22 protein-coding genes are annotated in these 23,463 nt (G+C 68.2%); 16 read left to right on the top strand and 6 right to left on the bottom strand.

Annotation, left to right across the window (positions count from 1 at the left end):
• The first annotated feature begins 28 nt into the window (after positions 1-28).
• Both fabG and VH571_RS10780 read left to right on the top strand, forming a co-directional pair.
• Positions 29-838: a 3-oxoacyl-ACP reductase FabG gene (gene fabG / locus VH571_RS10775; protein WP_423264568.1), complete on the top strand. Its 810-nt coding sequence runs from the start codon at positions 29-31 to the stop codon at positions 836-838.
• Positions 839-858: 20 nt separating this feature from the next.
• The gene (locus tag VH571_RS10780; RefSeq protein WP_423264570.1) at positions 859-1,323 is read left to right on the top strand and encodes a MaoC family dehydratase; all 465 of its coding nucleotides are present in this window, start codon (positions 859-861) and stop codon (positions 1,321-1,323) included.
• Positions 1,324-1,699: 376 nt separating this feature from the next.
• Here the strand turns inward: VH571_RS10780 and VH571_RS10785 are convergent, their stop codons facing one another.
• On the bottom strand, positions 1,700-2,200 hold the full coding sequence (locus tag VH571_RS10785) for a heme-binding protein (protein WP_423264571.1): 501 nt from the start codon (positions 2,198-2,200) through the stop codon (positions 1,700-1,702).
• A 58-nt stretch (positions 2,201-2,258) separates the two neighbouring features.
• On the opposite strand from VH571_RS10785, the gene VH571_RS10790 reads away from it, so the two are divergent.
• Positions 2,259-3,650, top strand: coding sequence for a sensor histidine kinase (locus tag VH571_RS10790; protein ID WP_423264572.1), 1,392 nt, complete (start codon positions 2,259-2,261; stop codon positions 3,648-3,650).
• Between the two features lie 713 nt (positions 3,651-4,363).
• Entirely contained in the window at positions 4,364-4,660 is a 297-nt protein-coding gene (locus VH571_RS10795; protein ID WP_423264573.1) for a hypothetical protein, read from the top strand.
• 161 nt (positions 4,661-4,821) lie between these two features.
• On the opposite strand, the gene VH571_RS10800 is transcribed toward VH571_RS10795, so the two are convergent.
• Together VH571_RS10800 and VH571_RS10805 are read right to left on the bottom strand one after the other, a co-directional pair.
• Positions 4,822-5,835, bottom strand: a complete 1,014-nt coding sequence (locus VH571_RS10800) for an NADPH:quinone reductase (protein ID WP_423264574.1) — start codon at positions 5,833-5,835, stop codon at positions 4,822-4,824.
• Between the two features lie 8 nt (positions 5,836-5,843).
• The gene (locus VH571_RS10805; protein WP_423264575.1) at positions 5,844-6,335 is read right to left on the bottom strand and encodes a MarR family winged helix-turn-helix transcriptional regulator; all 492 of its coding nucleotides are present in this window, start codon (positions 6,333-6,335) and stop codon (positions 5,844-5,846) included.
• A 61-nt stretch (positions 6,336-6,396) separates the two neighbouring features.
• On the opposite strand from VH571_RS10805, the gene VH571_RS10810 reads away from it, so the two are divergent.
• A complete protein-coding gene (locus VH571_RS10810; protein WP_423264576.1) occupies positions 6,397-6,819 on the top strand; it encodes a hypothetical protein in 423 nt (140 codons plus the stop codon).
• Positions 6,820-6,828: 9 nt separating this feature from the next.
• Here the strand turns inward: VH571_RS10810 and VH571_RS10815 are convergent, their stop codons facing one another.
• Positions 6,829-7,593 carry an HNH endonuclease family protein gene (locus tag VH571_RS10815; RefSeq protein WP_423264577.1) on the bottom strand — a complete coding sequence of 255 codons (765 nt, stop codon included), beginning with the start codon at positions 7,591-7,593 and terminating at the stop codon, positions 6,829-6,831.
• Positions 7,594-7,743: 150 nt separating this feature from the next.
• Positions 7,744-9,090 carry an MFS transporter gene (locus VH571_RS10820; RefSeq protein WP_055957415.1) on the bottom strand — a complete coding sequence of 449 codons (1,347 nt, stop codon included), beginning with the start codon at positions 9,088-9,090 and terminating at the stop codon, positions 7,744-7,746.
• Positions 9,091-9,168: 78 nt separating this feature from the next.
• Between VH571_RS10820 and VH571_RS10825 the strand changes: the two genes are divergently transcribed.
• From VH571_RS10825 to VH571_RS10870, 10 genes are all read left to right on the top strand, one after another.
• Positions 9,169-10,026, top strand: a complete 858-nt coding sequence (locus tag VH571_RS10825; RefSeq protein ID WP_055957417.1) for a LysR substrate-binding domain-containing protein — start codon at positions 9,169-9,171, stop codon at positions 10,024-10,026.
• 357 nt (positions 10,027-10,383) lie between these two features.
• A complete protein-coding gene (locus VH571_RS10830; protein WP_423264578.1) occupies positions 10,384-12,852 on the top strand; it encodes a hypothetical protein in 2,469 nt (822 codons plus the stop codon).
• Between the two features lie 138 nt (positions 12,853-12,990).
• Entirely contained in the window at positions 12,991-13,371 is a 381-nt protein-coding gene (locus tag VH571_RS10835; RefSeq protein WP_055957423.1) for a DoxX family protein, read from the top strand.
• A gap of 163 nt (positions 13,372-13,534) precedes the next feature.
• The gene (locus tag VH571_RS10840; RefSeq protein WP_423264579.1) at positions 13,535-15,691 is read left to right on the top strand and encodes an alpha-galactosidase; all 2,157 of its coding nucleotides are present in this window, start codon (positions 13,535-13,537) and stop codon (positions 15,689-15,691) included.
• Positions 15,692-15,766: 75 nt separating this feature from the next.
• Entirely contained in the window at positions 15,767-17,227 is a 1,461-nt protein-coding gene (locus tag VH571_RS10845; RefSeq protein ID WP_423264581.1) for an NCS2 family permease, read from the top strand.
• Between the two features lie 186 nt (positions 17,228-17,413).
• On the top strand, positions 17,414-18,460 hold the full coding sequence (locus tag VH571_RS10850) for a glutathione S-transferase family protein (RefSeq protein ID WP_423264582.1): 1,047 nt from the start codon (positions 17,414-17,416) through the stop codon (positions 18,458-18,460).
• Positions 18,461-18,469: 9 nt separating this feature from the next.
• The gene (locus VH571_RS10855) at positions 18,470-18,832 is read left to right on the top strand and encodes a TraR/DksA C4-type zinc finger protein (RefSeq protein ID WP_423264583.1); all 363 of its coding nucleotides are present in this window, start codon (positions 18,470-18,472) and stop codon (positions 18,830-18,832) included.
• A gap of 173 nt (positions 18,833-19,005) precedes the next feature.
• Complete coding sequence (locus tag VH571_RS10860) at positions 19,006-20,319, top strand: GAF domain-containing protein (protein WP_423264584.1); 1,314 nt, start codon at positions 19,006-19,008, stop codon at positions 20,317-20,319.
• A gap of 137 nt (positions 20,320-20,456) precedes the next feature.
• Positions 20,457-21,998, top strand: a complete 1,542-nt coding sequence (locus VH571_RS10865; RefSeq protein WP_423264585.1) for an aldehyde dehydrogenase family protein — start codon at positions 20,457-20,459, stop codon at positions 21,996-21,998.
• The gene (locus VH571_RS10870; protein WP_423264673.1) at positions 21,998-22,423 is read left to right on the top strand and encodes a DUF779 domain-containing protein; all 426 of its coding nucleotides are present in this window, start codon (positions 21,998-22,000) and stop codon (positions 22,421-22,423) included. The genes VH571_RS10865 and VH571_RS10870 overlap by 1 nt, the downstream gene beginning before the upstream one ends.
• Here the strand turns inward: VH571_RS10870 and VH571_RS10875 are convergent.
• Complete coding sequence (locus VH571_RS10875; RefSeq protein WP_423264586.1) at positions 22,420-23,064, bottom strand: hypothetical protein; 645 nt, start codon at positions 23,062-23,064, stop codon at positions 22,420-22,422. The genes VH571_RS10870 and VH571_RS10875 overlap by 4 nt on opposite strands.
• A gap of 82 nt (positions 23,065-23,146) precedes the next feature.
• On the opposite strand from VH571_RS10875, the gene rplU reads away from it, so the two are divergent.
• Positions 23,147-23,458, top strand: coding sequence for a 50S ribosomal protein L21 (gene rplU / locus VH571_RS10880; protein WP_423264587.1), 312 nt, complete (start codon positions 23,147-23,149; stop codon positions 23,456-23,458).
• The last annotated feature ends 5 nt before the right edge of the window (positions 23,459-23,463 follow it).

Genomic DNA, 23,463 nt, shown 5'->3' on the forward strand with positions numbered 1-23,463 from the left:
CGCGGATACGAACACGAAAGGAACCACCATGACCGACCAACACAGCATCTCTGGACAACTCGGCTCTTCTGACCAGCACAGCTCTTCAGACCAGCGCATCGCGATCGTGACCGGGGGAGCGCGCGGCATCGGCGCCGCCGTCGGAGCCCGACTCGCACGCGACGGAATGGCCGTCGCCCTGATCGACCTGCGGCAGGAGGACGCCGATGCATCGGCCGCCGCCATCACTGCCGCGGGCGGGACGGCGATCGGCGTTGCGGCCGATGTCTCGGATGAGGCGTCGGTGAAAGCGGCCGTCGAGACGGTCGTCGAGAAGCTCGGCCCGCCGACCGTGCTGATCAACAACGCCGGGATCCTTCGCGACAACCTCCTCTTCAAGATGAGCGTCGACGACTGGGACGCCGTGCTCGGAGTGCACCTGCGCGGTGCCTTCCTGATGAGCCGCGAAGTGCAGAAGTACCAGGTCGAGGCGAAGTGGGGGCGCATCGTCAACCTGTCGTCGTCGTCGGCGCTGGGCAACCGCGGGCAGGCGAACTACTCGGCCGCGAAGGCCGGCATGCAGGGCTTCACGAAGACGCTGGCGATCGAGCTCGGGCCGTTCGGGGTCACCGCCAACGCGATCGCTCCCGGCTTCATCGAGACGGCGATGATCGAGGAGACGGCCAGGCGCATGAAGGTGTCGCTCGACACGTTCCTCGAAGAGGCGGCGAAGCAGATCGCCGTTCGCCGCGTCGGTCAGCCCGACGACATCGCGGCGGCGGCGGCCTACTTCTGCTCAGAAGAGGCGGGCTACGTCTCGGGCCAGGTGCTCTACGTGGCGGGTGGGCCGCTCGATTGAGCGGGGCGGATGAGGCGTCGGTGCCGGCCGTCTTCGAGAGTCCGGCCGACCTCGTCGGAGCGGAGGGCAGGATCCTCGGCCCTTCGTCGTGGGTGACCATCGAGCAGGGGCGGATTCAGGCGTTCGCTGATGCCACCGGCGACCAGCAGTGGATCCATACCGACCCGGCCCGCGCGGCCGGCGGTCCGTTCAGAGCGACGATCGCTCATGGCTTCTTGACGCTCTCGCTCACGGCCGCCTTCGCGGAGGAGTTGCTTCGCGTCGACGGCACAGCCCAGGTGATCAACTACGGGGCCGACAAGCTCAGGTTTCTGCAGCCGGTGCTGGTCGGCAGTCGCGTGCGCGCGGTCGGCGAGATAACGTCGGCCGCATCTGGCGCGACCGGCGTGCGGCTCGGTTACCGGCTCACCGTCGAGATCGAGGGCGTGGGGCGGCCTGCGCTCGTCGTCGACACGGTCACTTTGTTCGTGCCGGAGTCCGCCTGACCTGGCGGCGTTCTGCCCGACCGCCGCAAATTCGAGAGCGATCCCGGCGTCTCGTCACACCCGTTGCAGGCGGTTGCGGCCGGACGTTTCGGATCACTCGCAAATGTGCGAGGACTACCGGCGGGCGTGGCGCAGAACGGTGCGACGCCGACCCGGCCGAATGTCAGCGGCGGCGCCCGGATCCTGAACCGCCCGTTGCTGAACCGCCAGCAGCACCTCGACGCTGACGGATCTTGCGGATGACGGTCAAGACGACGGGCAGGTATTTGAGAAGGCGGATCATGGGGGCTCTTTCGCTAGACACGGGCGGGGTTCCGGATGGATCGCCCGTCTAGAACTGAACCAGTCGTGCCTGGGCAGTCGAGTCAGTCGGGGTTCAATTTGCGAGGTACGAACGAATTGCCGTGACTACGAGGTCGTGGTCGATCACGTCTTTGAGGCCCGATGCCGTGATGGTGCCCACGACCGATCCGTCGACGACGATCGGGAACGACCCGCCCGACACGGCGAACTCGTCGTCGATCTGGTGCGGGGTGCCCGAGGCGTCGGCCTCGAGCCGGGTCAGCAGCGACGGCTGCGCATCGCGGAGGGCGACGTTCGACTTGCGACGCAGCCAGCTCGTGGTGTCAGCCGAGACACCGCCGAGCGCCGCCTTGTAGACGATGTGCTCGCCGAGCACGACCTGCACGGCAAGCGCGAAACCCCGCTCGCGCACGATCTCGGCGGCGAGGGTGCCGAGTGAGTACGCCGCCTCCTGATCGAAGGATCCGACGGAATCGAAAGTGAGCTCGGCCAGCTGGGCGCGGACCTCGTCGGGCGTGAACTCCGGCAGGTCGGTCTCGGTGAGGGGGCACTCGGGCAGCGGGGCGTCGGTCATGCCCCCATCCTGTCAGCCCTCCCGTCGGCGTGGGAGGCGCGCACAGTAGGGTCGGCCTATGCAGGACGACGGCGGCTGGGTCGAGCTGGCTCCGGCGAGCGCGCCCCGAGACGCGGGCTGGCCGGTGCGCCGTCGCCGGATCCTCGTCGGTGCCGGTCTTCTCGCCCTTCTCCTCGTCGCCCTCGTCACGGTCGGCGGACTCGTCGCCGCCCGCCAGCTCGCGGAGGAGGAGGCCGCTGCCACCGCTGCGTCAACCACCAGCCTCCTGTCGACCGCGGTGATCGTTCCTGTGCTGTCCGACTCGCTCGTTCGGGGCACCGTCGGTCAGACCCAGTCCGCTCGGGAGGCGCTCGACGAGGTCGTCCGGGGGTGGATCCTCGGTACGGACGGCGTGGTCCGCGTGAAGCTGTCGACCGAGGCCGGGGTAATCGTCTACTCCGACGAGGCTGAACTGATCGGGCGCACGTCTCCGCTCGACCGGCACGACCGTGCGACTCTCCGTGCGGGAGGGCTGGACGCGCACGTCGTCGATTCCGACGCAGCAGGCGAGCGGTTCGACGACGCTCCGGGAACGCTTCTGGTGGCGTACCGGGGAGTCGAGACGCCCGGCGGGACGAAGCTGCTCGTCGAGGTCCTGTTCGATTACGACCGGCTCACCGAGCGTTCCGGTCAGGTCTGGCTGCGGTTCGCGGGTGTCACGATCGGAATGATCGCCGTGCTCGTCGTGCTGCTCGGGTCTCTTATCGGCTGGTTGCTTTCGCGGCTGGCACGGGAGGAGGCCGCCCGACGAGAGGAACTCCGCGCGGAGCTCCAGTTGGCTCTCGGTGATGCGGCCGACGACCGTCGACGGCTCGCCGAATCCCTCCGCGAAGGCGTCGTGCACGAGCTGACCGGTACGGCCCTCGCCCTCTCGGCCGCGTCGCGCGAACTCTCACAGACCGATCCGGTGCGATCCCGCCTGCTCGCCACGTCGGCTCGCCACGTCCGCGACGGGCTGGGCGGGCTCCGCACCCTCCTCATCGACCTGCATCCGGCGACGCTTTCTGTCGGAGCCCTGGCCCCGGCCCTCGACGATCTCGCTGCCCGGGCGCGCAACCGTGGGCTGACGGTGCGCATCGACGTGCCCGACCGCACCGGCCTCGACGCCGACGAGGAGCGGCTCGTCTTCCGCGTGGCCCGCGAGTGCTTCGCCAACACCGTGGCGCACGCGCACGCCGGCCACCTCACGCTGACGCTGCACGGGCGCCTCCTCGAGATCGTCGACGACGGGGTCGGTTTCGAGCTCGGCTCGGAGCTCGGTTCGGTGTTGGGTGGATCTGCCGTCGACGGTGCCGTGCGGCGCCAAACGGGTTTGCGGATCCTGGTCGACGACGCCCACACCTCCGGAGCCTCCCTCTCATTCCGCACCGCCCCAGCCCAGGGTGTGAGCGTGCGCCTTCGCTTGCCGTGACAGGCGTCTTCGTCTCCCCAGCGGTCTGTGCGTTGCGGATCCACCCCCATCTGTGACCCCGAGGATCCGGCGGCTCGCCCTCAAGGCCACTCTGTCGGATGCGCCGTCAGCCTCTGCCCTCCTCCCTGCCCTCCCGTCGGTTTCTCGTCAGCCGCGCTCTCGTCTCGGGTGCGGGTCGCAAGCGACTTCGAGCCCGAGACCTCCGGTCACCGCATCACGGAGTCAGGGCCGTCGGAGGAGAAGGTCCGGCGCTGATCGACAGGTGCCGCGACTACGCGCCGCTTCTCGCCGATGGGCACCTTTTCAGTCACCTGACAGCCGCTGAACTTTGGAGACTCCCTCTTCCGCTCGCGCCTCGGGGACAGATTCACGCTCTCCATGTCACCGCGACGGCAGCCGTGCGCGAGCCCCGTCGCCCCGGTGTCGTCGGGCACACCGGATCGGGGATCAGGTCAGTTCGTCATCTCGGTGTCAACGTCGTCGGGCCGGTTCGGGCTTGGATCCAGTGCGCCGAGCTGCTCGAGGTGGACGATCTGGTGATCATGGGTGATGCGCTGCTCTCTAAATGGTCGCCCTTTGCGGCTGCTCGGTTTCACCGCATCGAGGATCTCCGACGACTCCTCGATCGCTGCTCTGGACGCCGGGGGATTCGGAGGCTTCGCGAGGCAATCGAGCTCATGCGGCCCAAGTCGTGGTCGCCGAAGGAATCGGAGTTGAGGCTTCTGATTGTGAGGTCGGGCCTGAGGGAGCCCGACGCTCTCAACGAGAAGGTGTACGCGGCGGATGGTTCAGCGATCGGGCGACCGGATATGCAGTACAAAGACGCCCTGGTCTACATCGAGTACGAGGGTGACCATCATCGAACGAACAAGGAGACCTTCCGCCTCGACATAGTCAAGCGAGAGCGTCTCGCCGATGAGGGCTGGCGCGGCATCCGTGTCACCGAGCTCGACCTGTCCGAGCCCGCTAGTCTCCTCCACCGGTTATCTCGCTACATCCCACCCGCCTAATGCCCCTCTTCTGTCTCTCCGCGACGCGAAACTCCCCAAATGGTCCATGCGGAGAACCACCATGGGCCATTTGTGGAGTCTCGCCGCCGCGGGGGCGGGGGGGGGAGGGAGGAGGCGGGGAGGGAGACAGGAGGGGAGGCGGGCAGGAGGGCAGGCCCCAGCTACTCGGAGACGTCGATCAGGACCTTGCCGGTCACCGCATCCTGCACGGCCTGGTGCGCGGCGGCAGTGGAGGCCAGCGGGAACCGCACCAGGGGCAGGCCCGCCGCCTCGCCGACCGGCAGAACGCCGGCGATCAGCGCCTCTGTGACGTCTTCGACGGCGGCCCGCATCGCCTCCTCGCCGATCGTGTAGAGCAGCACGAACTGGTAGCGCGTGTTCTTCGTCATGTTGGGGCGCACGGCGAGCTCCGCCGTGTCGCCGCCGTCGTCGGCGTACATCGACACGACCGACCGTTGTCCGGTGACGGCAGCGTCGAGCTCGGCGTTCTTCACGATCGAGACCTCGACGATGATGTCGACACCGTCGGGTGCGATCGATTGGATGACGGCTGCGGCGTCCTCGGTCTTGTAGTTGACGATGTGGTGCGCCCCGGCCGCGCGGGCGAGTGCGGCTTTCTCGTCGGACGAGATGGTCGTGATCACGGTCGCTCCGGCCCAGCGGGCCAGCTGGATCGCGGCGTGACCGACGGCTCCGGCGCCGCCCTGGACGAGCACGACCTTGCCGTCGAGCGCTCCTGCGGACAGGCGCGACGGCCCGCCTTCGAGCACGGTGAGGGCGCGGTGGGCGGTCATGGCCGGCACACCCATCGTTGCGCCGACGTCGAAGCCCACTCCGACGGGCAGCTTGACGACGCGCGCCTCGGGCAGCACGGTGTATTCCTGCGCGGTGCCGGTGGGACGGTTGCGGGCCGAGAGGTAGGTCCACACCCGGTCGCCGACTGCCAGCAGTGTCACGCCGTCGCCGACCGCGTCGACCGTGCCGGCGCCGTCCTGGTTCGGCGTCACCTCGTCGAAGTCGAGCTCGCCCTGCGCCCTCGATTTCCAGTCGGTCGGGTTGACCGCTGAGACAGCGACGCGGATCCGCACTTCGCCCGGCCCGGGCTCGGGGATCGGGCGCTCAACGAGCTGCAGGACGTCGGGGGAACCGGTGTGCGTATAGACGATGGATCTCATACCCGTAGTCAACTCTCCCGAGCGAAAAGCCTTCCCGAAGGATCCAGCCGCCCGAGAATCGCCGAACTGATCTCTCCGAGCTGCGTCACCTGATCCGGCGTCAGCGCGTCGATCACCGATTCGCGGACGGTCGCCACGTGACCGGGGGCGGCCGCCTGCACAGCGCTCCAACCGGCGGCGGTGAGCGTCGCATTGGTCGCGCGGCGATCCTCGGCGCACGGGCTGCGCGCCACTAGCCCCTGCTCCTCCAGCCGGGAGACGACCCGCGACAGGCGGGGGAGCGTGGCGTTCGTGCGCGCGGCGAGTGCGGTCATGCGCAGGGTGCGGTCGGGCGCCTCCGAGAGCATCGCCAGGGTGAAGTAGTCGAAGTGCGTCAGACCGTCGTCGCGCTGCAGTTGCGAGTCGAGCACCCCGGGCAGTAGCTCGACGACGGCGGCGAAGCGCACCCACGACGCACGCTCGGAGTCGCTCAGCCAGCGGGGGGTGCCGTCAGTCGTCATGACCTCGATCGTAGCGAGTTGCTTGTGCCTACAACTAAGCGGGCGCCTCTACGCTTCTGGCATGGACGACCGCTTCCGCCTCGACGGCATCGACCTCGGCATCGACCGGGCCGCGTCGGTGGCCACGCTGGGCACCGACGGCGAGCTGTACCTCAGGATCCAGAGCGCGCACGTTCCCGAGACGGTGGCCGGGTGGGCGACGGTGCCGCCTCGGATCCTCGTCTCGGGGCTGCCTGTCCGCTTCGACGACGAGGGCTTCGGTGCGACCCTCGACCAGGCGCGCCACGACGACTTCGCCCTCGGCGACGGCGACGGCGAAGCGGTGCTCGTGCTCAGCTCGCGTTTCGACCTGTACGGTCGCGTGACGATCCACGCCGGTGATCGCGTGCGGCTCGTCGTCACGGCTGCGACGCCGTGGTCGCCCGAGCCATGGCGGATCGACGTATCGCTCGCATTCGGCGGCCGCCGGAGAGCGTCGATCTAGGGAGGCCTTCTAGGGGCAGGAACTCAGGATCCGCGACATCGCCGCTCGCTCCGACGAGGTGACCCACAAGCCGTACTTCGCCTTGACCTGGATCTGGCGGGTCACGTACACGCAGCGCGACCCGGTGTCGCTAGGCAGCCACTCCGCGGCATTCTTGTTGCCCTTCGAATTGTTCGAGTGGCCGTCGACCGCCTGGAGTTCGAGGGGGTCGTTGGCGAGGGCTTCGCGCTGAGCCTGAGTGAGGTTCTGCCCGCCCGTCCGCCAGGCGTCGCTCAGCGGCACGAGGTGGTCGATCTGCACCTCTTCGGACGACTGGGGCCCGCGCACGAAAGCCACCTTTTCGCCCGAGTAGAGCGACCGGAGGGTTCCCGACCGCACCTTGCAGTCGGCCGACCGGGTGATCGATGTCAGGTCGCGAGCCAGAATGTCGTTGCGGGTGTCGCAGCCGTTGTGGTCGACGTCTCGCCAGGCGTCGCCGAAGTCCCGCTCGCGGTCGTAACGGACGCCGGTCGCCCAGGGCCTGACGGTGAGCCCCGCGAGGCTCTTTCGTGCGGCGGCGGCCGGAATAGCGGCGGGCGTGGCGGCGGTATCGGTCGTACCCGCCGTTCCGCTGCTGCCAGTGTCGGACGTGCTGCTGCTGCCGGCGGGGTCGTACCCGAGAGGCTTCAGTGCGCCTGAGGTCGCGAGTGCTCCGATGACGAGCACGGCACCGAGCACGACGAGACCGAGGAGCGGGGTGTTCTTCTGGCGGCGGCGTCTGGGCGTGCGGGGCATCCGTCTATTCTCGCAAGCTCGACGCCGCTCGAAGTCACCCGGCGAGATGGCCCAGTCGGCCGCCTGCGGGTCGAGACGGCGTCGGTCGGGCCATCTCGCGACGCCCCTCCGCGCGGTTGCCGGCAAGGAGCGCGCTGCTTCGGAGGTGAACTACGCGACCCGGTGGTCGATGCTCAGCATCGGAACATGGTGCCGAACCCGAACGTGGAGCGAGAGCTGCCCACGTCGCGCGAGTGCGACCGCCGCGATGAGCGCGGCGAGCGCCGGCATACCTCCCGACACGAGCATGCCGACGTGCACGCCGAACGTCTGCACGATCCAGCCCATGAGCGGCCCGCCGATTGCCTGACCACCGAGCAGCACGAGCACGTAGAGCGACATGACCCGGCCCCGCACTCCGATGTTGCTCGACATCTGCACCAGTGAGTTGGACGCCGTCTGGAAGAGCAGAGCGGAGAGCCCGACGCCGACGAGCAGCACGGCGAAGGTCGCGATCGACGGCATCAGGCCGGTCGCCGCCTGCACGATGCCGGTGACCCCGACGCCGATCACGACGGTGCGCAGCCGGATGTTGGCCCGGCGGGTCGAGAGCAGCGCGCCGACGAGCGCACCGACCGCGACCATCGAGTTGAAGAGACCGTAGCCGCCGGCGCCGACGTGGAACACCTCCGACGCGTAGGTCGCCAGCAGAACGGGCATCGTGAGACCGAACACCGCGAACACGGCGACCAGAAAAACGGGCCAGATGATCGTCGGCTTGCCCGCCGCGTATCGGAGACCCGCTCGGAGCGCGCCCTTCTGGCGAGGTGCCGGCGCCGACCGGTGCATGTCGGCCGTGCGCAGCATCGAGAGCATCACGACCACGAGCACGCAGGCGACGCCGTTGATGACGAATGCCCACCCGGCGCCGACCGCGAGGAGGAGCACGCCAGCGATCGCGGGGCCGATCATGCCGCCGAGCTGGAACACCGAGGAGTTGACGCTGATTGCGTTGCGGAGGTTTCTCGGGCCGACGAGCTCGGTCACGATCACCTGGCGCGCCGGGTTGTCGATGACGGTGACGAGGCCGGTGGCGAACGCGATCGCCCACACCATCCAGGCCTCGACGCCGCCCGAGAGGGTGAGGGCCGCGAGGCCGAGCGACAGCACGGCGAAGGTCGATTGCGTGATCATCATCAGCATCCGCTTCGAGAAGCGGTCGACGAGCACCCCGCCCAGCAGACCGAACATCAGCATCGGCGCGAACTGCATGGCGACGGTGATGCCGACGGCGGTGGCGCTGCCGGTGAGTTCGAGCACCAGCCAGTCTTGGGCGACCCGCTGCATCCACCCGGCGGTCATGGCCACGAGGTTGCCGGCCGTCCAGATGCGGAAGTTCGGCACCGAGAGGGCGATGAAGGTGTGCCGCCACGGAGGACGCTCGGTGGCGATGGTGAGAGGTTCGGTCGGGGGGAAGGCGAGAGTAGACGGTTTTGTCGTCGTCGACGTGGACACCATTCGACGGTAGGGCCGATCGGGGCATTTTGATCCCGAATGCCTCTTATCAAGGTCATTGGATTCTGCAATAGTGGGGTGATGTACGACCCCACGCTGCTTCGCACGTTCCTCGTCGTCGCCGAGACGCACAGCTTCACTCAGGCTGCGGCGCGGCTCGGCATCAGCCAGCCGACAGTGAGCCAGCACGTCTCCCGGCTCGAGAAGGCGGCGGGTCGCCTCCTCGTCGCCCGCGACACCCGCGAGGTGGCGCTCACCGACAACGGCGACGCGATGGCCGGATTCGCCCGGACGATCCTCGCGGCGCACGCCTCCGCCGAAAGCTACTTCTCGGGTTCGGCCATGCGGGGTCGGCTGCGCTTCGGTGCGGCAGACGATCTGGCAATCACGCAGTTGCCACGGATCCTTCGGCACTTCCGCCAGCTCTATCCGCAGATCAACCTCGAGCTGACCGTGAACCAGTCGATGCCCCTCCGGCGCCGTCTCGCCTCGGGGCACCTCGATCTCATCTTCGTCAAGCAGAGCGCGGGGGAGTACGAAGACGGCACACGGGTGGCCGGCGACCCGATGGTGTGGATGGCGCAGGAGCGCCTGCAGCTCGACGCCGACCAGCCGGTGCCGCTGATCACGTATCAGGCGCCGAGCCTGTCGCGGCAGATGGCGATCGACGCCCTCGAGGCCGCGGGGCGCACCTGGCGGATCACCTGCAACACGCGTGACGTGAACGGCATCCTCGCAGCAGTCCGTGCCGGTATCGGGGTCGCAGTGTTTCCGTACTCGTTGATCCCCGCCGACCTCGTCAAGGTCTCAGTGCGCTTCTCGCTTCCGGGGCTCGGCGACGTCGACTACGTGCTCGTCGCCAATCCGTCGTCGCCCCGCGAGCCCGTCGATGCGCTGACGTCGGCGATCCTGAGTCGCGGGGTGTCGCGGGCGGAGTAGCGCCGTGTCGCGGTCCGTGCGCCTTGTCATCAGGGGCGTCCGTCGCCGTTGGTTTTGCGCCTCGTCGAAGCTGACCCGGCCGGCGAAGTGACGCGGTTCGGCCAATCTGACGCGGCGAGCCACGCCGCATTGGCCGAACCGCGTCGGGTCTCAAGACGCGCCGGTAGCAGAGTGGCACCCAACCCCACCCAGAACGCCACAGCCAAGGATCCGCACCTCACCAGCCCGGCGCTCGCGGTGGGCACCCGCCCCGGGCGCGGAGTTTCGAGAGAATCTCAGACTCCCCTAGACTCGAGGGCATCGTCGGGGGGCGCAGTGTGACGGATCGCATGGGTGACCTCGACTCGAGAGGACACCATGAGCGACACCCCCTACCCGCCGAAAACCGGCGCCGACGACACCGGAACGCCGGGCACCACCGCGCCCGCTCTCGGCCGACTGGACCGCGCCGTCCGCGATCTCCGACCGGTCGACTGGATCGCCGCAGCACTGACCGGAGTCGGCGCATTCGTCGTCGCCTACCTCGTCGCGGTCGTGTCGCTTCTGCTCACCACCGCTCTCGTCATCGCCAGCTCCGGCTCGTCGGGATCGACGGGGTCCGGCAGCGCCGGCGGATCGATCGGTGATACCGGAGGCGACGGCATTCCGGCGATCTCCGGTCTGATCACCGCCGTCACGGTGATTTTCGGCGCACCCGCACAGCTCGTTGCTCTGGCCGACTTCGGTCGTCTGTCCATCCACGGCAGTGTCACCGTCGTCTCGTCGGTCAGCGGGTCGATCCACATCGGTATCGTTCCGGTTCTGGTGCTGGTGGCTCAGCTCGTCGCGCTCGTGCTCGGCGTGCGCCTGTTCCGCAGCCGACGGCTCGACCTCCTCCAGAGCGCAGTCGTCTCGGCGGTCGCCGGAGCGAGCCTCGCCCTCGTCACACTCGTCGTCGGGCTCGCCCTGGCCATCCGCCTGCCGAAGGCGACGGGCTTCGACATCTCCGGCATCACCGCGGTGAATGCGCTGGCCGTCATTGCGGCGTTCGTCATCGGATCCTTCGTCGCGCTCCTCGCTCGCCCCGCCTGGCTCGCCCGAATGCACCCGGTCCTGTCGCAGCTGCTCGGAACGGTGCGCGTCGCAGCCCTGCACTTCGGCGTCCTCCTCGTCGTCGTCATGGTCGGCGTGATCATCTACGCGGCCGTCGCTCACCCCGACGGGGCTTCCGCCCTCCCGCTCGTGATCGGCAACGTCGCCGTGATAGCGATCGCGATCGGGTTCTTCGGAGGAGTCTCGGTCTCCGAATCGGCTGGGTCGCTCATGTCGACGCTGTCGGGAAGCTCGAGCGGCGCGGGTGCCGGAAGTGGCACGGCGACCGTCTTCTCCGGGGGATCCGTCACCGCCTGGCTGCTCGTCCTCCTGGTCGTTCTGACCGCCGTCGTCTCGGGCCTCGCACTCGCGGTACGACGCAACCGACGCGATCGCACGGTCGCCGACTGGGTCGCCACCGCCGTCGTCTACGCACTCCTCGGCCTGCTGCTCCAGGTGTTCGGCACGGCTGTCTTCTCCGTTCAGATCGCCGGGGTCGGGGGTGCAGGATCCGCGGGAGTCACACCGTGGACGATCGCCGTCCTGGCCGCCTGGGGCATTGCCATCGAGGTCGTCGCTCGGTACCTGGCGCCGCTCGTGCTCCCCGCTGCGTCACCCGGTCTTCTCCGCGTCACCCGGAGGTTCGTCGGGCGAGACCTGACGGCGTCCGGGCCCGGTGCGTCGGCTGGCACGGAGCAGATGGGCGTCGGCCAGATGAGCGACGGCCAGATGGGCGTCGGCGAGGCAGGCGCGGAGCCCGCGATCGCGGCCGAGCCGATGTCGCCGCGGAAGCGTCGGATCCTTGTTCGCTCGCTCATTGCCGGGGGAATCGTGCTCGTCCTCATCGTCGGGGGAGCGATCACCGCCGGGACTCTGCGTTCCACCGTCTACGGCCCGGGCCACGCCGCCGAGGCGTATCTCGCGGCACTGAGCTCGGGCGACGCCGACGCGGCCGGTCGTCTGTCAGGGGCCACCGGAACCGGCAAGGGCATGCTCACCACTAAGGTGCTCTCGTCGGCGAAGGATCGGATCCGCGACGTCGCCGTCGGAAACGCGACCGTCTCGGGTGACCTCGCGTCGGTGAAGGTCAGCTACCGGCAGGGCGGCGAATCGCACGACTCGACCCTGAAACTGACCCGGACCGGCACCTCGTGGCTGATTCACGACAAGTGGGCCGTGACGAGCTCGCTCGCCGCGCCGGTCTCGATCGCCACCGCCAGCGCACTCGGCGACGCCGACGTCACTGTCGACGGCGTCAAGGTCGGAACGACCAAGGAGGGCACGCTCACTCTCTCCGCCTTCCCCGGAACGTATTCGATCGCGGTCGCCGGCACGAAGTACTTCGAGGCCTCCTCGAAGAGCGTGACCGTCACGGCAGACGGGTATGCGGGCAGCCGCCTCGAGTTCGCCGCGGCACCCACCTCCGAGCTGGAATCCGACGCCAAGACGCTCGTGACCGATCTCATCGCGAAGTGCGCCAAAGCCACCACCGGTGAACTCGACGATGCCTGCCCGTTCTACGGCCCGGGAAGCGACGCCACCAAGGTCTCGTACAAGATCACCTCGAGGCCGACCCTCTCGGTCGATCTGACCTACGACGGCACCGTCGTCGTCACGGGTGACGGGGGCAAAGTCGACATGAAGTACACGAGAGACTTCTTCGGTTCGACCTACAAGGGCGGCTACGAGCAGTCGATGTACATCTACAAGTCGCTGACGATCCAGGGTGACAAGCTGGTGCTCACCGACCGCTGACGCTGTGGCGGGGGCCGGCCCTGAGACCGACACGACGAGGATCCGCAACTCACCAGACTCGGCCGGCACTCGAGACCCAGCCGGCTCACGAGATCCAGCCGGCACAGGAGACCCAGCCGGCACTGGCAGAGTTGCACCATGCCCCGTCAGAACCCCCGCCGCACCGCCCTCATCCTGAGCACCGCGCTCGCCGTCAGCGGCGCCCTGCACTTCGCCCGTCCGAAGACCTTCGACGGCATCGTGCCGGAGTCGCTTCCCGGCGAACCGCGCACCTGGACCCTCGTCTCCGGCGGGGCCGAGCTCGCCTGCGCCGCGGCCCTGGCGATCCCGCGCACCAGGTCGGTCGGGGGGATCCTCGCCGCAGCGCTCTTCGTCGCGGTGTTCCCGGCGAACGTCAAGATGGCGCGCGACGCTCTGCGCAGCCGTCGAGCCGCACCGCGCCGCAAGGTCATCGCTGTCGTTCGTCTGCCGTTGCAGGTGCCGCTCGTTCTCCTCGCTCTGCAGGCGCGACGCGGCTGACGCCCGACGACACACGCCCGACCGCACACGCTCGACGACACACGCCCGACGCTCCTCGGCTGAGGGGCGGTACGCCCGGATCCCGCGCGAGCCTCTCGCACCCCGATGCTGACGTCGCCATACTGGATGCGACCGCCACCGCAGCCGATCCACAGGAGTACCAGTGCCGCAGTTCGTCCATCTCCGCGCCTCCGGCGTAAGCCTTCTTCTCGACCTCACCGACGGGCAGCTGCCCGCTGTCGTGCACTGGGGTGCCGCGCTCGGCGACCTCTCGCTCGATGAGGCCCGTGCGCTCGCGCAGGGCGACGTCGAGCCGCTGGCCGGAAACGCCGTCGACGACCCGGTGCGCCTGTCGATGCTGCCCGAGCACCACATCGGCTGGGTCGGCAAGCCGGGCGTCGCCGGGCACCGCGAGGGCCGCGACTGGTCTTCGAAGTTCGAGGTAACCGACGTGCTCGTCGACGGAAGCAGCGTCGAGGGCGACTTCGTCGAGACCGGTGCCGGTCTCGTCACGGTGACCGCTCAGGATCCTGAAGCGGGGCTCCAGATCCACCTCGACGTCGAGATGCTGCTCTCCGGTCTCGTCCGGGCGCGCGCTGCCCTGCGCAACGAGGCGGCCGGCCCGTACACCGTCACCGAGTTGACGGTCGCTCTGCCTATTCCTCCCCGGGCGCGCGAGATCCTCGACTTCGCCGGTCGCTGGGGCAAGGAGCGCACGCCCCAGCGCAGCCAGCTCGTCGTGGGCATCCACGAGCGGGAGGGCCGCAAGGGCCGCACCGGTGCCGACGCGGCCACCGTGCTGAGCGTCGGCGAGCCCGGCTTCGGCTTCGCCCGCGGCGAGGTGTGGGGCGTGCACACGGCCTTCAGCGGCAACCACCGGCACTATGCCGAGCGGTTGTTCTCGGGCATGCAGGTGATCGGCGGCGGCGAGCTGCTGCTGCCGGGCGAGGTGCGTCTGGCCGAGGGCGAGACCTACACGGCTCCCTGGATCTACGCTGCCTACGGTGACGGGCTCGACGACCAGGCGCACCGGTTCCACCGCTACCTCCGATCGCGTGACGAGCACCCGACGAGGCCCCGCCCGATAACCCTCAACGTGTGGGAGGCCGTGTACTTCGACCACGACCTCGCGCGCCTCACCGATCTCGCCGACCGTGCCGCAGCCCTCGGCGTCGAGCGGTACGTGCTCGACGACGGGTGGTTCCGTGGTCGGCGTGACGACTTCCGCGGGCTCGGCGACTGGTACGTCGACGACGAGATCTGGCCGAACGGGTTGTCGCCGCTGATCGACCGCGTCACGGGCCTCGGCATGGAGTTCGGGCTCTGGTTCGAACCCGAGATGGTCAACGAAGACAGCGACCTCGCTCGGGCGCACCCCGAGTGGATCATGCAGACGGGAGGTCGCCTGCCCATCCGCAGCCGGCACCAGCAGGTGCTCAACCTCGGCATCCCCGAGGCGTACGAGTTCGTGCTCGAGCGGATGACCGCGATCCTCGGCGAGTACGACATCGCCTACATCAAGTGGGACCACAACCGCGACCTGATCGATGCCGGCACCTGGCCCACCGGAGTCGCGGGCGTGCACGAGCAGACGCTGGCCACCTATGCCCTGATGGACGAGCTGAAGGTGCGATTCCCCGGTCTCGAGATCGAGTCGTGCTCGTCCGGCGGTGCGAGGGTCGACCTGGGCGTGCTCGAGCGAACCGACCGCATCTGGGTCAGCGACTGCATCGACCCGCTCGACCGCCAGCAGATGAACCGCTGGACCATGCAGCTGCTGCCGCCCGAGATCCTCGGCTCGCACATCGCCTCCGGGGTCAACCACACCACCGGCCGCTACCACGAGCTCTCGTTCCGCGCCGGCACGGCGCTCTTCGGGCACCTCGGCATCGAGTGGGATCTCGCCAAGGCCACCGAGGCCGAGAATCACGACCTCGCGGCGTGGATCGCGCTCTACAAAGAGAAGCGCGCCCTGATGCACTCGGGTGACATGGTCCGGGCCGACGCGCTCGACCCGACGGTCAACGTCTACGGGGCTGTCGCCGCCGACCAATCCGCCGCGCTCTTCTTCCTCGCGACTCTGGGCCGCAGCGAGGTGTCGCCGCGGGGTCGATTCACGCTGCCCGGTCTCGACCCGGCTCGGCGTTACCGAGTGGCCCCGATAGTCGTCGGCGATCCCGACGACGGATTCGTCGCGCCCGCCTGGTGGAACGGCGGCTCCGGCACCGTGCTGTCGGGCCGGTCGCTCGGGGTCGTCGGCCTCCACCTTCCGGGGCAGTACCCCGAGCGTGTGACCGTTCTGAGCGTCACGGAGGAGTAGTCGCGCGGGCTTATGCTGTGACTTTGCGTTTTGCGGCCTTGCACGTCGCGCACGTTCAGTTTCAGAGCTCGAGGAGTGACTGTGTCGAATTCGACGACCACCCGGATCCTGCCCACCCTCGATCGGTTCTTCGAGATCACGAAGAGGGGCAGCACCTGGGCGACCGAGGTGCGTGGCGGTCTCGTCACGTTCGTGACGATGGCGTACATCGTCATCTTGAACCCGCTGATCCTCGGTGGGTTCTCGGCCGACCAGGCGGCGAAGGACATCGCCGGCAACTGGCTGCAGAACGCCCAGGTCGGTGCCGTCACGGCACTCACCGCCGGTGTGATGACGATCCTGTTCGGTCTCGTCGCGCGTCTTCCGTTCGGCCTGGCCGCGGGGCTCGGCATCAACTCCTTCCTGGCCGTCAGCGTCGTCAAAGACGTCACCTGGCCCGAGGCGATGGGCCTCGTCGTCATCGAGGGCCTCATCATCGTGATCCTCGCCGCGACCGGCCTGCGCACACTCATCTTCAAGGCGGTGCCGCAGGCCCTGAAGACCGCGATCAGCGTCGGCATCGGCCTCTTCATCGCTTTCATCGGGCTCGTCGACGCCGGCTTCGTGCGCACGTCGGGGGAGGCGTCGCCGCCGGTCCAGCTCGGAATCGCAGGATCCGTCGAGACGTTGCCCACCATCGTGTTCGTCATCGGACTCGTCGTGATCGGCGTCCTCGTCGCTCGCAAGGTCCGTGCCGCGATCCTCATCGGCATCGTCGTCACCACGGTCATCGCGATCATTCTCAATCTCATCTTCAAGGTGCCCGAGTCGCTCGGCACGAACCCCGCGGGGTGGAACCTCAACGCACCCGGGCTCCCGACCAGCATCGTGTCGCTGCCCGACCTCTCGCTCGTCGGTCAGTTCGACCTCTTCGGCGCTTTCTCGCGTATCGGCGGAGTCGCGGCGACGATGCTCGTCTTCACCCTGGTCTTCACGAACTTCTTCGACGCTATGGGCACGATGACCGGCCTCGCCCGCCAGGCCGGAGTCGCCGCCCCCGACGGCACGTTCCCGCGCCTTCGCCCCGCCCTGATCGTCGAGGGCATCGGCGCTGTGGCCGGTGGCGCGTCGAGCGGTTCGTCGAACACGGTGTTCGTCGAGTCGGCATCCGGCGTCGGCGAGGGCGCGCGGACGGGGCTCGCGTCGGTCGTGACCGGCCTGCTGTTCGTGCTCGCAATGTTCTTCACGCCGCTGACCCAGGTCGTTCCGCTGGAGGTGGCCGCGGCATCCCTCGTCGTCGTCGGTGCTCTCATGGTGTCGCAGATCAAAGACATCGTCTGGACCGACTTCAGCGTCGCACTCCCGGTCTTCCTCACCATCATCGTGATGCCGCTCACCTACTCGATCTCGAACGGAATCGGTGCCGGATTCATCTCGTGGGTGCTGCTCCGGTCGCTCTCCGGCAAGGGCAAAGAGATCAGCCCGCTGCTGTGGGTCGTCGCTCTAGGTTTCGGGATCTACTTCGCGCGCGGCCCGATTCAGGCCTGGATCGGGTAGCTCTCAGCCCTGCGCCGGGGGAGTCGGCGCTTTTTTGTCGGAGTGGGGGGGKGSBSCCCCCCCCCCCGACTCTCCACAACACCCGCCCACCCGCGGGGAACACCCGCCCACCCGCGGGGAACACCCGCCGACCCGCGGAGAGCACCCGCCGACCCGCCCTCGGGCGCCGTGCGTAGGCTGAACCACATGAGCGACAGCACGAACAGCACGAGCACCGACGAGGGCACCCCCGGCAGCTACGTCACCCCGGGCCAGGAGTACACCCGCGACACCAACTACATCGAGGATCGCATCACCCGCGACGCCGTCGACGGATGGCCGGTCGAGGCGGGCCGCTACCGTCTCGTAGCCGCCCGCGCCTGCCCCTGGGCGAACCGCTCGATCATCTCGCGGCGACTGCTCGGCCTCGAAGACGCCATCTCGCTCGGCCTGCCCGGGCCGACGCACGACGCCCGCTCCTGGACCTTCGACCTCGACGAGGGCGGTCGCGATCCGGTACTCGGCATCGAACGCCTCCAAGAGGCTTTTTTCAAGCGCACCCCCGACTACCCGCGCGGAATCACAGTGCCGGCCATCGTCGACGTGCCGAGCGGAAAGGTGGTCACCAACAACTTCCCGCAGATCACCCTCGACTTCGCCACCGAGTGGGTCGACTTTCACCGCGAGGGCGCTCCCGACCTCTACCCCGAGCACCTTCGCGACGAAATCGACGACGTCGCCGAGATCATCTTCCGCGACGTCAACAACGGCGTCTACCGTGCCGGATTCGCCGGATCCCAGGGCAGCTACGAGCGCGCCTACACCCGCCTGTTCGACCGCCTTGACTGGCTCGAAGAGCGCCTCACCGTCCAGCGCTACCTCGTCGGAGACACCATCACCGAGGCCGACATCCGCCTCTTCACGACCCTCGCCCGCTTCGACGCGGTCTATCACGGCCACTTCAAGTGCAACCGCAACAAGCTGATCGAGATGCCCGCGCTCTGGGCCTACGCGCGCGACCTCTTCCAGACCCCGGGTTTCGGCGACACGATCGACTTCGATCAGATCAAGAAGCACTACTACATCGTTCAGAGCGACATCAATCCGACGAAGATCGTGCCCCTCGGCCCGACCGAGAGCGGTTGGCTCGAGCCGCACGGGCGCGACGACCTCGGCGGCCGACCGTTCGGCACCGGAACCCCGCCCGAACCGCCCCGCCCGGGTGAAGAAGTGCCCGCGATCACGAAGGGCTGAGCGGCTCCCGTGACAGACCCTGTCGGCGACCACGAGGATCCTGCGATCCGTCATCGTCTCGACGCCATTCACGCCGACGCACTCGCTCTGGCCGGCCGCCTGACGCTCGATATCTCCGCCGTCAGCGAGGCGCGCGAGTCGTCGAATGTCGACGACGAGCACGACCCCGAGGGGTCGACGATCGCCTACGAACGCTCGCAATTGGAGGCGATCCGTCGGTCGGCCGAGCAGCGGGCTGACGAGGCTGCGGCTGCTCTCGCTCGACTCGACGCCGGAACGTATGGCTTCTGCATCTCGTGTGGCCTGCCGATGACGGCCGCGCGTCTGGGAGCCCGGCCGATGGCGGCGCTCTGTCTCGCCTGCGCCGCGTGACGTCGGTTCAGAACTCTGGCAGAACTGCTCTTTTCCCCTCGGGCTGAGCCGAATCCGCCCGGTTTTGCCAGTTCCCTGAACCGGCCCCCCGGGGCGCCGAACGCGACGTAGGCTGATTCCATCACGACGGGGCGCCCCGCGCGGCCCGAACAATCGACGACGATTGGTGCGGAATGGCTACAGGCCGCGGCGCAGCCGACTCCCCGGGATCGAACCCGTGGATCGCCCCTGTCCGAAGCGGACGCGGCGCAACTCCCAAGGCCCACGACTCCCGCGACGCTACCGACCCCCACGGGCGCCTCGTCGCCGAGTCGTGGGAGCGAGCCCGCCGCCGCCGCCTCGACCCGGAACGACTGCTCCCCTCCCTCGAGCTGCCCGAGTCCGACCTCGGCGACTACCGACGCGACCATCCCCTGGCTCTTCTCCTGCCGGTGGTGCGCACCCTGCTGCTCGCCGACATCGAGGGCTCGGGGCTGCTGGTGGCCCTTGGCGACGAACGGGGCCGCCTGCTGTGGGTGGAGGGGGATCACTCTGCGAAGCGCCAGGCAGAGGGCATGCGCTTCGTCGAAGGGGCGGGCTGGGCCGAGAGCCGAGTAGGAACCTCGGCTCCCGGCACGGCTCTGGTGCTCGACCACGGCATGCAGATCCGCGGGTCGGAGCACTTCAATGTCTTCGTGCAGCAATGGAGCTGGACAGCGGTGCCCATTCACGACCCGGTGACGCGTCGGATCCTCGGCTTTCTCGACATCACGGGTGACGACCGCGCCGTCGCCGATCACACGCTGCCTCTGCTGCAGGCGACCGCCGCCGCCATGGAGTCGGAGATGCTCGTGTCGCGCCTTCGCGCATCACGGCGCACTACTCCGGCTCACAGTCGCTCGGCCCGGTCCACGCCGAGCGCGTCGGCGACCCTGAGCACGCTCGGCCGCGACACCGCCATGATCTCGGACGGCCGACGCATCGTCTCGCTCACGGCCCGCCACAGCGAGATCATCACGATCCTGTCGGCCCACCCTCGCGGAATCGGTGCCAAGGAATTGGCAGCCCTCGTCTACGGTGACGCCTCGGCGGTCACGACTCTCCGGGCCGAGATGGTGCGGCTCCGACACGCGCTCGAGGTGCTCGACCCGAGGCTCGCTCCGCTCTCCCGCCCGTACCGGCTGCCGAATGCGCTCGACACCGACATCGCCCGTGTCGACGCCCTGCTCGACCGGGGTGCGCACCGGCAGGCGGTCGACGCGTATTCGGGCCAGGTGCTCCCAGGATCCGGGGCCCCCGGCGTCGAAGACATCCGCGACGGCCTGGCCACGCGCCTCCGTGAATCGCTCCTCACGGGAGCGTCGGTCGACGTGCTCCTCGCTTTCGCCGAGAGGTCGGGCGACGATTCCGATCGAGATATCCTGATGGCCGCTCTCGGACTGCTGCCGGCTCGATCGCCGCGCCGAGCCGGAATCGTCGCCCGGCTGGAGCGGCTCGACCGGCTGTGACCCGCAGCGATGCCTGCGGCGTGGAGCACGAGCACCAGCACCAGCCGCAACCGTCTGCAACCTTCGCCGTTGTAGAGTCCCGCCAGGCATCGAACCCACGGATGCCGCACGACAACGACGTCGAAAGGGATACGACAATGACCGTCACGACTCCTCCGAACACCTACGACGCTCCGGGTACCCCCGACGCGAAGGTACAGTTCAAGCCCCGCTACGACCATTTCATCGGCGGCGAGTACGTCGCCCCCGCGAGCGGGCAGTATTTCGAGAATCCCTCGCCGGTGAACGGCAAGGTCTTCACCGAGGTGGCGCGCGGCAACGCGGCCGACATCGATCGCGCCGTCGAGGCGGCCTGGCGTGCGTTCGACTCGTGGAAGAAGACGACGATCGCGCAGCGTGCCCTGATCCTCAACAAGATCGCCGACCGCATGGAGGCGAACCTCGAAATGCTCGCGGTCGCCGAGACCTGGGACAACGGCAAGCCGATTCGCGAGGCCCTGGCCGCCGACGTGCCGCTGGCTATCGACCACTTCCGCTACTTCGCGGGCGCGATTCGCGCGCAGGAGGGCTCGACCGGCGAGATCGACAACGACACGGTGGCGTATCACTTCCACGAGCCGCTCGGTGTGGTCGGCCAGATCATCCCCTGGAACTTCCCGCTGCTGATGGCCGTGTGGAAGCTCGCCCCGGCCCTCGCCGCCGGCAACTGCGTCGTGCTGAAGCCGGCTGAGCAGACGCCCGCGTCGATCCACGTCTTCATGGAGTTGATCGCCGACCTGCTCCCCGACGGCGTTCTCAACATCGTCAACGGCTTTGGCGTCGAGGCGGGGGCACCGCTCGCGTCGCACCCCAACATCCGCAAGATCGCGTTCACCGGCGAAACCACGACGGGCCGCCTCATCATGCAGATGGCCTCCGAGAACCTCATCCCGGTCACGCTCGAGCTCGGTGGCAAGAGCCCCAACGTCTTCTTCGCCGACGTCGCCGACGAGAAGGATGACTTCTACGCGAAGGCCCTCGAAGGCTTCACCTTCTTCAACCTCAACTCGGGTGAGGTCTGCACCTGTCCGTCACGGGCACTCGTGCAGCAGTCCATCTACGACGGGTTCGTCGCCGACGGTCTGGACCGCGTCAAGAAGGTGAAGCAGGGCAATCCGCTGTCGCTCGACACGATGATCGGCGCCCAGGCCTCGAACGACCAGCTCGAGAAGATCCTCAGCTACATGGACATCGGCAAGCAGGAGGGCGCGAAGCTGCTGCTGGGCGGCGATCGCGCTGATCTCGGCGGCGACCTCACCGAGGGGTACTACGTCAATCCGACCATCTTCGAGGGGAAGAACTCGATGCGAATCTTCCAGGAGGAGATCTTCGGGCCCGTGCTGTCATTGACGAGCTTCAACGACTACGACGATGCGATCAAGATCGCCAACGACACCCTGTACGGCCTCGGTGCCGGGGTCTGGTCGCGCAACGGCGCCCAGCTCTATCGCGCCGGTCGTGACATCCAGGCCGGCCGCGTCTGGTCGAACACCTATCACCAGTACCCGGCAGGAGCGGCATTCGGCGGCTACAAGCAGTCGGGCATTGGCCGGGAGAACCACAAGATGATGCTCGATCACTACCAGCAGACGAAGAACCTGCTGGTGTCGTACGCCGACGGGCCCATGGGGTTCTTTTGATCGACACCGAGCCCGAGGCGACGTCTGACCAGGCGCCGCCTCCCGAGCGGGCGCTGTCGCGGGTCGACGTCTCACCCGCGGCAGCCGCCTTCCTCGTCGAGTTGACGGCAAAGCACGGACCGCTCATGTTCCATCAGTCCGGCGGCTGCTGCGACGGATCCTCGCCCATGTGCTACCCGGTCGGGTTCTTTCGAGTGGGTGCCGTCGACGTCCATCTCGGAGATCTGCACGTGAAGGGGCTCGACCCGATCGAGGTCTTCATGTCACGCAGCCAGTTCGAGTACTGGAAGTACACCCACCTCACGATCGACGTCGTCGCAGGGCGCGGAGCCGGCTTCAGTGTCGAGAGTCCGGAGGGCAAACGGTTCCTGATCCGGTCGAGAATGCTCGATGACGCCGAACTGACCGAGTTCGGCCTGGCTTAGCCGGGCTCGACCGTCTCGTCGCCCTCTCGCGGCAGAAGCGCGTAGACGCCGTGGCCCACCCGGGTCACGGCGCCTTCGCGAGCCAGGATCGACAGCGTCGACAACACGCTCGACCGCCGATAGTCGGGCAGAGCCGCCACGATCTCCGTCGCCTTGACCGGGCCGGAGACGAGGATCCGGGGGATCCGGTCGGCAAGAGAGCCGTCTGCGGCCCTGTCGTCCGCTTCGAGCGAGGCCGCCGCGGGATCCTCGAGTGCGTAGTCACGCCTCGCCGTCTCCAGCCCCTCCGCCGTCACCCGCGTGGTGGCGCCTGCGGCCTTGGCATAGGGAGCCAGCGTCAGAGACTTACCGACGCGGTTGTACACGTTGGAGGCGCTCGTGCCCTCGTGCTCGGCGATGTCGGGGTACGACGAACCGCCGAGGAGCAGGACGGCCTCACCCTCGAGCCCGAGCCATTGGCCGAGACGGGCGATCTCCCACCCGGCGGTCGTGACCGCAGAGCCCCAGACCTCGATGTCAGAGCTGTACTCCGTCGTCAGCCGGGCGAGGTCGTCGAGAATCTCTGCGATGCGCTCGCGGGCGTCGGCCACGATGTCGGCCGTGAAGGCGGGCGGGGTGTGAAGTTTGATCGGTCGTGACATTTGTGAAAGACTATCGAAGTTGCCCGGCGATCCGGGCATCCTCATTCTTCTGCTCACGCAGATCTGTTTTTCTGGAGTACCCATGGCATTCGCAATCGTGCGCGCCGGTGGTCGTCAGGAGCGCGTCGAGGTCGGAACGATTCTGACCGTCGACCGTCTCAAGGCCGCCGAAGCCGACACCGTCTCGTTCGTCCCCGTCCTGCACGTCGACGGCGACACGATCCTGRCCGGCGACGACCTCGCCAAGGTCACCGTCGAGGGCGAGGTCTTGAACGACCTCCGCGGCCCSAAGATCGTCATCCAGAACTACCGCAACAARACCGGCTACAAGCGTCGCATGGGYTTCCGTGCCGACCTGACCCGCGTCAAGATCACCGCGATCACCACMAAGTAGAAGAA

This window comes from Frondihabitans sp. 4ASC-45 (assembly GCF_049472575.1).
GTDB lineage: Bacteria > Actinomycetota > Actinomycetes > Actinomycetales > Microbacteriaceae > Frondihabitans.